Annotated in this window: 9 protein-coding genes and 4 tRNA genes; 8 read left to right on the top strand and 5 right to left on the bottom strand. The window is 59.8% G+C overall.

Annotation, left to right across the window (positions count from 1 at the left end):
• The 4 genes from BI292_RS06070 to BI292_RS06055 form a co-directional block, all read left to right on the top strand.
• Positions 1-799, top strand: a 799-nt coding sequence (locus BI292_RS06070) for an MFS transporter (protein WP_101207306.1), incomplete at its 5' end; no start/stop codon positions are given.
• Between the two features lie 60 nt (positions 800-859).
• Complete coding sequence (locus BI292_RS06065; protein ID WP_092271235.1) at positions 860-1171, top strand: cupin domain-containing protein; 312 nt, start codon at positions 860-862, stop codon at positions 1169-1171.
• Positions 1172-1301: 130 nt separating this feature from the next.
• Positions 1302-2498, top strand: coding sequence for a TDT family transporter (locus BI292_RS06060; protein ID WP_101207305.1), 1197 nt, complete (start codon positions 1302-1304; stop codon positions 2496-2498).
• A 99-nt stretch (positions 2499-2597) separates the two neighbouring features.
• Positions 2598-4472 carry an MFS transporter gene (locus BI292_RS06055; RefSeq protein WP_101207304.1) on the top strand — a complete coding sequence of 625 codons (1875 nt, stop codon included), beginning with the start codon at positions 2598-2600 and terminating at the stop codon, positions 4470-4472.
• Positions 4473-4588: 116 nt separating this feature from the next.
• On the opposite strand, the gene sugE is transcribed toward BI292_RS06055, so the two are convergent.
• The 3 genes from sugE to rdgC form a co-directional block, all read right to left on the bottom strand.
• The gene (sugE, locus tag BI292_RS06050; protein WP_101207303.1) at positions 4589-4903 is read right to left on the bottom strand and encodes a quaternary ammonium compound efflux SMR transporter SugE; all 315 of its coding nucleotides are present in this window, start codon (positions 4901-4903) and stop codon (positions 4589-4591) included.
• 117 nt (positions 4904-5020) lie between these two features.
• Positions 5021-5986, bottom strand: coding sequence for a bile acid:sodium symporter family protein (locus tag BI292_RS06045; protein ID WP_092271226.1), 966 nt, complete (start codon positions 5984-5986; stop codon positions 5021-5023).
• A 149-nt stretch (positions 5987-6135) separates the two neighbouring features.
• Positions 6136-7056, bottom strand: coding sequence for a recombination-associated protein RdgC (gene rdgC / locus BI292_RS06040; protein ID WP_092271223.1), 921 nt, complete (start codon positions 7054-7056; stop codon positions 6136-6138).
• 159 nt (positions 7057-7215) lie between these two features.
• Here rdgC and BI292_RS06035 point away from each other — a divergent pair.
• From BI292_RS06035 to BI292_RS06020, 4 genes are all read left to right on the top strand, one after another.
• Positions 7216-7291 (top strand) — tRNA-Val (locus BI292_RS06035).
• Between the two features lie 19 nt (positions 7292-7310).
• Positions 7311-7387: transfer RNA gene (locus BI292_RS06030), tRNA-Asp, on the top strand.
• A 199-nt stretch (positions 7388-7586) separates the two neighbouring features.
• Positions 7587-7662: transfer RNA gene (locus BI292_RS06025), tRNA-Val, on the top strand.
• A 15-nt stretch (positions 7663-7677) separates the two neighbouring features.
• Positions 7678-7754: transfer RNA gene (locus BI292_RS06020), tRNA-Asp, on the top strand.
• Between the two features lie 318 nt (positions 7755-8072).
• On the opposite strand, the gene BI292_RS06015 is transcribed toward BI292_RS06020, so the two are convergent.
• Both BI292_RS06015 and BI292_RS06010 read right to left on the bottom strand, forming a co-directional pair.
• Positions 8073-9212 carry a catalase family protein gene (locus tag BI292_RS06015; protein WP_101207302.1) on the bottom strand — a complete coding sequence of 380 codons (1140 nt, stop codon included), beginning with the start codon at positions 9210-9212 and terminating at the stop codon, positions 8073-8075.
• A gap of 3 nt (positions 9213-9215) precedes the next feature.
• A partial coding sequence (locus tag BI292_RS06010) for a di-heme-cytochrome C peroxidase (RefSeq protein WP_157831214.1) occupies positions 9216-10100 on the bottom strand: 885 nt, incomplete at its 5' end.

Below are 10100 nucleotides of genomic sequence, written 5' to 3'. Positions count from 1 at the left end.
GGTCAACAGCGTGGCGCCTTTGCTGGGTATGGCCGTCGGCGCGATGGGTTGCGGCTTGCTCGCCGAGTTTGCGCCGTTGCCGTTGCAACTGACGTTTTGGCTGCTGTTCGGGTTGTTTGCGCTGCAAGCGCTGTACGTCTGGCGCCTGCCGGAAAGCGTCAGCCGCCTGCCGGGTGCGTGGGCGTCGCTGCGTCCGACCTTGCATGTGCCGGTGCAAGTGCGGCGGACTTTGTGGTCGGTGCTGCCCATCAACACTGCGGTCTGGGCGCTCGGCGGATTCTTCGCCTCGTTGGCGCCCTCGCTGGTGCAAACGGCGACGGGCTCGACGTCGAACCTGATCGGCGGCGCCACCGTCGCCGCGCTGACCGTGACCGGTGCGCTGATGATCTACACCTTGCGCAATCATCCGGCGGACAAAGTGCTGCGCCTCGGCGCCAGTTTGCTGCCGGCCGGGGTGGCGCTGATCCTGATCGCCGTGCACAGCGCCAGCCTCGTGCTGTTTTTCATCGGCACATTGCTTGCCGGTTGCGGATTTGGCGCAGGTTTCCTCGGCGCCGTGCGCAGCCTCGTCCCACTCGCCTTGCCGCATGAACGGGCGGGTTTGATGTCGGCGTTTTACGTGCTGAGTTATCTGGCGTTTTGCTTGCCGTCCTTGCTCGCCGGGAGCCTGACCCGCAGCTTCGGCCTGATCGCCACCACCGATGGTTATGGCGCGGTGCTGATCATCCTGGCCGTCGGCGCGCTGCTGGCGTTGCTGCGCGAGCGTTCGCTGAAAGTCTGTGGCGCCAACGGTCAATGATCGCTAGCCTTGGCCTCGCCACAATTCCTAGCCTCTCGCCACTATTCGACGGACCGGCCCATGAAAATCATCCGCAGCAAATCCTTCACCGCCGAGCGTGCCTGGGGCGCGCTGGACATCGCCAACATGAACGGCATCACCACGCGTTTGCACTGGACTGATCAGCCGTACAAATGGCACGTCAACGATGGCGAAGAAGTGTTCGTGGTGCTTGATGGCCAGGTGCGCATGCATTATCGCGAGGAGGGCGTGGAGCAGCAGACGTTGCTCGATGTCGGCGATATTTTCTACGCCTCGGTCGGTACCGAGCATGTTGCGCATCCACTGGGCGCGGCGCGGATTCTGGTGATCGAAACCGAGGGCAGCGTCTGACCTGTATCTGCACTGCATATCTGCGCTACTTATCTGTAAAGCAGATAACAGTTAGAGATATTCCCCGTTATATAGATATTCGATTGGCTTCTATCATGGGCTCTACCTCATCAGAGGACAGGAGTTCGCCATGAATCGCCCCGATACTATTTGCCCCGAAACTATCAGCCCCAGAACTGATTGCTCCAAGGCCAGCAAGCCCAGCTTCAAACCTTTCAGCCATTTGCCGCGTCCCTTGGAAGCGATCCGCCAGTTCACCCCGAACTGGTTCGCCGCGACCATGGGCACCGGCGTGCTCGCCTTGGCGCTGGCGCAATTGCCGGGTGCCAATCCCGCGCTGCACGTGGTCGCCGAAGGTCTGTGGCTGTTCAACATTGCGCTGTTCGTGTTGTTCAGCGCTGTGTACGCCGCACGCTGGGTGCTGTTCTTTGATGAAGCGCGGCGGATTTTCGGCCACTCCACGGTTTCGATGTTTTTCGGCACAATCCCGATGGGTTTGGCGACCATCATCAATGGCTGCCTGCTGTTCGGTTTGCCGCGTTGGGGCGATGGCGTGATTGCTGTCGCCGAAGTGCTGTGGTGGCTGGACGTGGCGATGTCGCTGGCCTGCGGCGTGTTGATTCCGTACATGATGTTCACCCGCCAGGAACACAGCATCGACCAGATGACGGCAGTTTGGCTGTTGCCAGTGGTCGCCGCAGAAGTTGCAGCGGCCAGCGGTGGGCTGCTGGCGCCGCACCTCGCCGAGGCGCATTCGCAACTGGTGGTGCTGGTGACGAGCTACGTACTGTGGGCATTTTCCCTACCCGTCGCGTTCAGCATTCTGACAATCCTGTTACTGCGCATGGCCCTGCATAAACTCCCGCACGAAAGCATGGCAGCGTCGAGTTGGCTGGCACTCGGCCCAATCGGCACCGGCGCGCTCGGCATGTTGCTGCTCGGCGCCGATGCCCCGGCGATCTTCGCTGCCAACGGTTTGCCAGGCATTGGCGAAATCGCCGAAGGGCTGGGGCTGGTCGCGGGGATCACGTTGTGGGGTTTTGGGCTGTGGTGGATGCTGATTGCGCTGCTGATCACCGCCCGTTACCTGCGCGCCGGCATCCCGTTCAACCTTGGCTGGTGGGGTTTTACCTTCCCGTTGGGCGTGTATTCGCTGGCGACGCTGCGACTGGCGAGCACGCTTAACCTGACGTTTTTCAGTGTGTTTGGCTGCGCGTTGGTCGGGTTGTTGGCGGTGATGTGGCTGATCGTCGGCAAGCGCACCGTGCAAGGCGCGTGGCGCGGCGAGCTGTTTGTCTCGCCGTGCATTGCAGGATTAAAGCAATAACCGGCAAAGTTTAGGTAATGTGTGGCCTGGATCGGCGTGCGGTATTCCAATAACAGCCTGCATCGCCACTCTTTAGCCAACATCAGGGACACACGGAAGATGAGTCATCCCTCACAATTCAGCCTGCTTCGCACCCGGCGTTTCCTGCCGTTTTTCGTGACACAGTCCCTTGGGGCGTTCAACGACAACATCTTCAAGCAGTCACTGATCCTCGCCATTCTGTACAAATTGACCATCGACGGTGACCGTTCGATCTGGGTCAATTTGTGCGCGCTGCTGTTTATCCTGCCGTTTTTTCTGTTCTCGGCGCTGGCCGGGCAGTTCGGCGAGAAATTCGCCAAGGACGCGCTGATCCGGCTGATCAAGCTCGGCGAAATCGCGATCATGGCGGTCGGCGCGGTCGGTTTCATGTTTGATCACCTGTCGCTGATGCTGGTGGCGCTGTTTGCCATGGGCACTCACTCGGCGCTGTTCGGGCCGGTGAAATACTCGATCCTGCCGCAAGCGCTGCATGAAGAAGAGCTGGTCGGCGGCAACGGTCTGGTGGAAATGGGCACGTTCCTGGCGATTCTGGCCGGGACCATCGGCGCCGGGATCATGATGTCGTCGGGGCACTACGCGCCTATTGTGTCGACGGCGATCATCGGCATCGCGGTGCTTGGTTACCTCGCTAGCCGCAGCATTCCGCGCGCCGCAGCCGCGTCGCCGGAAATGCGCCTCAACTGGAATATTTTTACCCAGTCATGGGCCACGCTGAAGCTCGGTCTGGGGCAGACGCCTGCGGTGTCGCGTTCGATTGTCGGCAATTCATGGTTCTGGTTTGTCGGGGCGATTTACCTGACGCAAATCCCGGCCTACGCCAAGGAGTGGATGCACGGCGACGAAACCGTGGTGACGCTGATTCTCACCGTGTTCTCGGTCGGCATCGCCCTCGGTTCGATGCTTTGCGAGAAGCTCTCCGGGCGCAAAGTCGAGATCGGTCTGGTGCCGTTCGGCTCGTTTGGCCTGACCGTGTTTGGGCTGCTGTTGTGGTGGCATTCCGGCGGAATTCCCGACAGCGTCACCGGCCACGGCTGGCTCGAAGTCCTCGGTTTCGGCCACACCTGGCTGGTGCTGATCGACATCCTCGGGCTCGGGGTTTTCGGTGGTTTCTACATCGTGCCGCTGTACGCGCTGATCCAGTCGCGCACCGCCGAGAACGAACGCGCGCGGGTAATTGCCGCAAACAACATTCTCAATGCGCTGTTTATGGTGGTGTCGGCGATTGTCTCGATCGTCCTGTTGAGCATGGTCAAACTGTCGATCCCGCAGCTGTTTCTGGTGGTGTCGGTGCTGAACATCGGCGTCAACGCCTACATCTTCAGCATCGTTCCCGAGTTCAGCATGCGTTTCATGATCTGGCTGCTCAGCCATTCCATGTACCGCGTCGAGCACCGCAATCTCGATCTGATCCCCGATGAAGGCGCGGCGCTGCTGGTGTGCAACCACGTTTCGTTCGTGGATGCGCTGCTGATTGGCGGCGCGGTGCGTAGGCCGATTCGCTTTGTGATGTATTACAAAATCTACAACTTGCCGGTGCTGAACTTTATCTTTCGCACCGCCGGGACTATTCCTATCGCCGGGCGCAACGAAGACATCCAGATTTACGAAAAGGCCTTCACGCGCATCGCCCAATATCTGAAGGATGGCGAGCTGGTGTGCATCTTCCCCGAAGGCAAGTTGACCGCTGACGGCGAGATCAATGAATTCCGTGGCGGGCTGACGCGGATTCTCGAAGAGACGCCGGTGCCGGTGATTCCGCTGGCGTTGCAAGGGTTGTGGGGGAGTTTCTTCAGTCGCGATCCGGGCAAAGGGCTGTTTCGTCGGTTGTGGTCGCGGGTAACGATCGTGGCGGGGCCGGCAGTGGCGGTGGAATTGGCTGAGCCGGCGAAACTGCAGGTGTTGGTGGGGGAGTTGCGCGGCAGCGTCAGGTAGTGGGTGAATTGGATGGACTCTTCGCGGGCAAGCCTCGCTCCTACAGGTACGGGTTTGTTCGCGACTGATGCGCGAACCTGTAGGAGCGAGGCTTGCCCGCGAAGGCCATCTAATGGCTAGGCGCTAATCTTCAGCCCAACCAACCCGGCGATAATCAGCGCCACGCTGGCCAACCGAAACAACGCCATGGATTCGCCAAACAGAATGATCCCGGCGATTACTGTGCCCACCGCGCCGACGCCAGTCCAGATCGCGTAGGCGGTGCCCAGCGGCAATTCCTTCACGGCGAGACCGAGCAAACCCAGGCTGATCACCATGGCGCCAACGGTCAATACGGTAGGGAGAGGGCGGCTGAAGCCGTCGGTGTATTTCAGGCCAACGGCCCAGCCGACTTCAAACAGGCCAGCGAAAAACAGAATGATCCAGGACATGCGAGACCTCCATCGATTGACGGGGTCGTCCCCAGATTAATGACTCAATCGAGTCGCAAGGTCGTCCTCGCGTCGGGCAATAGTGCCCAGCATTAATCCGGGGATCAAGTTCGACGCTTACTCGGTGGCTTGCCGCGCAGCGGTTTCGCGATCTTCTTTCTCGCTCATGCGGCGGAAATAAGTCGAGAGCAACGCCCCGGAAATGTTGTGCCACACACTGAACAGCGCGCTCGGCACCGCCGCCAGTGGCGAGAAGTGCGCGCTGGCCAGCGCGGCGCCCAACCCCGAGTTCTGCATGCCGACTTCCAGAGCCAGCGATTTACGCTGTGGCAGCGGCAGTTTGAACAGGCGCCCGGTGAAGTAGCCGAGCAAGTAACCGAAGCTGTTGTGCAGCATCACCACCGCCATGATCAACAGCCCGGACTCGGCGATTTTCGCCTGACTGGCCGCGACCACTGCCGCGACAATGATCACAATGCTGACCACCGACACCAGCGGCAACACTTCCACGGCGTGGCGAACCTTGTCGCCGAGGATCCGCTGCGCGACGACGCCGAGGATGATCGGCAACAGCACCACTTGCAGGATCGACCAGAACAGTTCCATGAACGAAACCGGCAACCACGCCGAGGCCAGCAGCCAGATCAGCGCCGGTGTCAGCAGCGGGGCGAGGAGGGTGGTGACGGCGGCGATGGCCACCGACAACGCCAGGTCGCCGCGCGCCAGCCAGGTCATCACGTTCGACGAAGTGCCGCTTGGGCAGCAGCCAACCAGAATCACTCCGACGGCGATTTCCGGCGGCAGGTGAAACACCTGGCAAAGCAACCACGCCATACCGGGCATGATCACGAAATGTGCGACCACGCCCAACGCCACGCGCCACGGATGGCGGGCGACTTCGGCGAAGTCTTCAAGTTTGAGGGTCAGGCCCATGCCGAACATCACCAGCCCCAGCAGCGGCACGATGGCGCCTTTCAGGCCGATGAACCACGCCGGTTGCAGGAATGCCAGAACGGCGAAAATCAGCACCCAGTAAGCGAAAGTGTTGCCGACGAAGCGGCTTAAAGCGGCGAGTGCGCGCATGGCCCGATCCTTTTTTATTTAGTAGCAGCACAAAACCAAATGTAGGAGTGAGCCTGCTCGCGATAGCGGATGTTCAGTCAACAGGTGTGTTGAATGTCAGTCCCTCATCGCGAGCAGGCTCACTCCTACAGGTTGGATGTCACCAGGTTTTAGATACCTTGTGGGGTTTCTTCGCCGCCCAGCGCTTCAACCAGCGCCGGCAGGAAGTCGCCGAAGGTCAGCATCATCAGGGTGAAGCTGGCATCGAGTTGGCCCAGGGCCTCTTCGCCGCCGTCCTGTTCCGCTTGATCCTGCAACAGGTCTTCGAACTTCAGGCGCTTGACGGTCATTTTGTCGTCGAGCATGAACGACAACTTGTCCTGCCATGCCAGCGACAGCTGCGTCACCACTTTGCCGGTGCTCAAGTGCAGCTGGATTTCTTCGCTGGTCAGGTCCTGACGTTTGCAACGCACGATGCCGCCGTCTTCGTGGGTGTCGCGCAGTTCGCACTCGTCCAATACAAAGAAGTCGTCCGCGGCTTTCTGAGTCTTGACCCAGTCAGTCATGGTGGCGGTCGGGGCCATTTTCACGGTCAACGGACGCACCGGCAGCGAGCCGACCACTTCACGCAACGTCGACAACAAGTCTTCGGCACGTTTCGGGCTGGCGGAGTTGACCAGGATCAGGCCTTGTTTCGGCGCAATCGCAGCGAAGGTCGACGAGCGACGAATAAAGGCACGCGGGAGGAATTCGAGGATGATTTCATCCTTGATCTGGTCGCGTTCCTTTTTATAGACCTTGCGCATTTGCGTGGCTTCGATCTCTTCGACCTTTTCCTTGACCGCGTCGCGCACGACGCTGCCCGGCAGAATGCGTTCTTCTTTACGTGCAGCGATCAACAGGAAGTCGCCACTGACGTGCGCCAGCGGAGCATCTTCGCCCTTGCCGAATGGCGCGACGAAACCGTAGGTGGTCAACTCCTGGCTTGCACATGGACGCGCCAGTTTGGTCGCCAGTGCAGTTTCCAACGCCTCGGCATCAAAAGGCAGATCTTGGGTCAGGCGATAGATAAGCAGGTTTTTGAACCACATGGGGCGAGTCTCTCCTTTATACAAAGGGGGGCATTATTCTCTTCGCGGCGCCATAGGCCAACCCTTCTCTAAGCCTTTGGAAGGCCTCGGAAAATTAATTAAAAAAGTGCTTGCCAGAGGTGGGGGTGCTCCGTAGAATGCGCGCCACACCGAAACGAAGGGTGATTAGCTCAGCTGGGAGAGCGTCTGCCTTACAAGCAGAATGTCGGCGGTTCGATCCCGTCATCACCCACCATTCGTTCTTAGTGTTACGCGCAGCGGTAGTTCAGTCGGTTAGAATACCGGCCTGTCACGCCGGGGGTCGCGGGTTCGAGTCCCGTCCGCTGCGCCATATTCGGTAACCTGGAATGCTGAACGCCAGGTCACCACGGAAAAGCCCGCTCACGCGGGTTTTTTTCTGTCTGTTGTTTGTCTGTTGTTCCCGCGGGATGCGTCGTTTCACTGGTTTTCGGATTTATTTGAAAAATTATTCAATTAAATCAACACGTTACGAAAACTTGTGGCATAATGCGCCCCGCAACGAAGGTAAAGGGTGATTAGCTCAGCTGGGAGAGCGTCTGCCTTACAAGCAGAATGTCGGCGGTTCGATCCCGTCATCACCCACCACTTTCAACGCTACGCGCAGCGGTAGTTCAGTCGGTTAGAATACCGGCCTGTCACGCCGGGGGTCGCGGGTTCGAGTCCCGTCCGCTGCGCCATATTCGGTAACCTGGAACGCTGAACGCCAGGTCACCACACAGAAAGCCCGCTTAATGCGGGCTTTTTGCTGTCTGGGGTTTTTTTTACGGGTTTGGGTTTTACGGGTTTTGGGCTGAATGGGCTTTCTGTTGAACAGGGAATGGCAAGTCGCCCCGCAAACCTGTAGCAGCTGGCGAAGCCTGCGTTCGGCTGCGAAGCAGTCGCAAAACCTGCGAACGAATTCTGCCTGACCCCGCGCGGCGCCCGATTCACGACTGCTGCGCAGCCGAACGCAGCCGAACGCAGGCTGCGCCAGCTGCTACAAGGAAGGGGTGTGTCTACTGCTGCTCGGCATTACGGCTATGCCGGTAATCGCTGACCGCTTCGTACACCGCTTTTCGCAGCCGATTGATCCCACCAATCGGCCGATGCGCTTCCACGCCGAACCATGGGTTGAACGACTGGTTATCGCACTGCAGATTCAGCGCCGGCGTGTCGAAATCCTGCGCCGGCAGACTGATCTTCGCCACCGTCTCGAATGGCGCATCAGTTTCCCGCCATTCCACACTCGTGTCCTCGATCGGCATGTACTTGGCCGCATTCTGCCGCTGAATCTGCAGAACAAAACACGCTGGCACTCGATCCGTCGACAACTGCTGATTCAACGCATTGCGCAGAAAGTTCGGCAACGCCTGATTTTGCTTCGGCAAGGTGTAAGCAGGGCAACTGGCCGGGTCCGGCATCACGCGAAACTTGGCACTACCCTGACCAAATTTGTAGGGCGAAACCGAAAAGTACGTAGTCTGCGTCGGGCTGTCCGGCGCCGGGGACAGCGTCGCTAGCGCGATAAACAAATGCCGAACCTGCCAGGTGCGCGGATCCCAACCGGGAAAGAACGCCATGACCTTCTTGCCGTCAGCCTGTGCGGCCACGTTCTGACGGTACTCGGCGACATCGCTGACAAAGAAATTCGGGTGACTGAACATGACGAAATCCTGCTCGCCACGCCCAGCCTGATCCGCCATTAATTGCTTGCCCGGCACGTCGAGCAACTTGATCGCCATGCCCCGCGCATCACGAATGCTGTCGAATTGCGGATACGCGTTGCCATTGGACAAACGCACCGTCGCTTGCCAGGTTTTGCCCGGCTCACTGAACACACCTTGACGCAAATCCGCCGACAGCTGCGGCAACACCTGAACCTCGGCTTTCACGCAGCCATGCGCTTTGGCGTGAGCATCGCGCAGGTAGCGCGTGCTTTCGCGGTGCTGATCGACGATGCGCACGGCGGTCTGAATGATGTCCTGAGTCATCGCCGCTTCACCGCTGGGGATCTGCTCTTCAGCAGACACCGCGCCGCTGTGCTGCCAGGCAAACCACGCGGTGGCCAGCGCCCAGCCAAGCAATCCCAGCCCCAGCAACCACAGCAGCAATTTTCCGAGGAAGGCGCCGAGGCGCAGCCAAAGGGTGATCAGCATTATTCAGTCCTTTTGAATGGCGACAGTTTCTGGCAGTTGCGCTTCCAGCGGACCGCCCAGCACTTTCAGGTATTCGAGCAGCGCCCAACGTTCCTCCGGTTGCAGTAAACGGCCAATAACGCCGTTGCCACGCTTGCCGGCGCGGAATTCATGGCCGCTGTTGTGATTGCCGGTGATGCGCGTGTCGAACAGGAAACCGTCGCTGAACGCTTGCGTGCGATAACCCAAGTGTTTCGGGTCGTACTCGAACGTACCTTTATAGAAGCTGCTCGCGCGCTCATCCTGCGGCGAGAGCAATTGATACAGGCTCGGCACTGAACCGTTGTGCAGAAACGGCGCCGTCGCCCACACGCCTGCCAGCGGCCGGGCCTTGTAGGCGCGCAGTTCCTGGACGCCGATGGGCAGGCCGAAACCGTCCAACTCCGGACGTTCTGCCGCGGTGACGCCGGCATCGCGGTAAGCGCGGTTCTCGACGAAAGCGGTGACATACGCCAACCCCTTGGCCACCGAAAGTTTGCTCAAGTCCAGCGGCTCGCTGGGTTTGGGGTGCAATTGCACATCAAGTTGCGCGAGTTCTGCCGGGTCCCATTGCAGCGCGCTCAGGTCGAAACGATGGTCGGCAATGTTGTCGGCAGCGGTGGGGTCGGTGCCGATGGCGGCGACCGGCAACAGATGCAGTTGCTGCACATCGCGCCCGTTAATCGTCTTCACCCGTGGCACATGGCAACTGGCGCAGTTCTCGGTGAACAGCGTTCGGCCCTTGGCGGCCAAGGGTTTGTCGACGCTGCCCAATACGTTTTCCGGCCACGTCGGCGGCTGGAGCCGTTGCAGGGTTTGTTCGATCAAGTGCAGGTCGCGCACGCGCACGCTCGACGGGTAGCGCGCATC

Origin of the sequence: Pseudomonas sp. 43NM1 (assembly GCF_002836905.1) — a bacterium.
Taxonomy (GTDB): Bacteria; Pseudomonadota; Gammaproteobacteria; order Pseudomonadales; family Pseudomonadaceae; genus Aquipseudomonas; species Aquipseudomonas prosekii.
This window is presented reverse-complemented; position numbering and strand designations above follow the sequence as displayed.

Excerpts from the sequence above, each read along its gene's own strand:
- BI292_RS06045 (WP_092271226.1), bottom strand. The coding sequence starts at position 5,986 with ATGCGCGCACTCGCCGCTTTAAGCCGCTTCGTCGGCAACACTTTCGCT.
- BI292_RS06060 (WP_101207305.1), top strand. The coding sequence starts at position 1,302 with ATGAATCGCCCCGATACTATTTGCCCCGAAACTATCAGCCCCAGAACT.
- BI292_RS06015 (WP_101207302.1), bottom strand. The coding sequence starts at position 9,212 with ATGCTGATCACCCTTTGGCTGCGCCTCGGCGCCTTCCTCGGAAAATTG.
- sugE (WP_101207303.1), bottom strand. The coding sequence starts at position 4,903 with ATGTCCTGGATCATTCTGTTTTTCGCTGGCCTGTTTGAAGTCGGCTGG.
- rdgC (WP_092271223.1), bottom strand. The coding sequence starts at position 7,056 with ATGTGGTTCAAAAACCTGCTTATCTATCGCCTGACCCAAGATCTGCCT.
- BI292_RS06055 (WP_101207304.1), top strand. The coding sequence starts at position 2,598 with ATGAGTCATCCCTCACAATTCAGCCTGCTTCGCACCCGGCGTTTCCTG.
- BI292_RS06065 (WP_092271235.1), top strand. The coding sequence starts at position 860 with ATGAAAATCATCCGCAGCAAATCCTTCACCGCCGAGCGTGCCTGGGGC.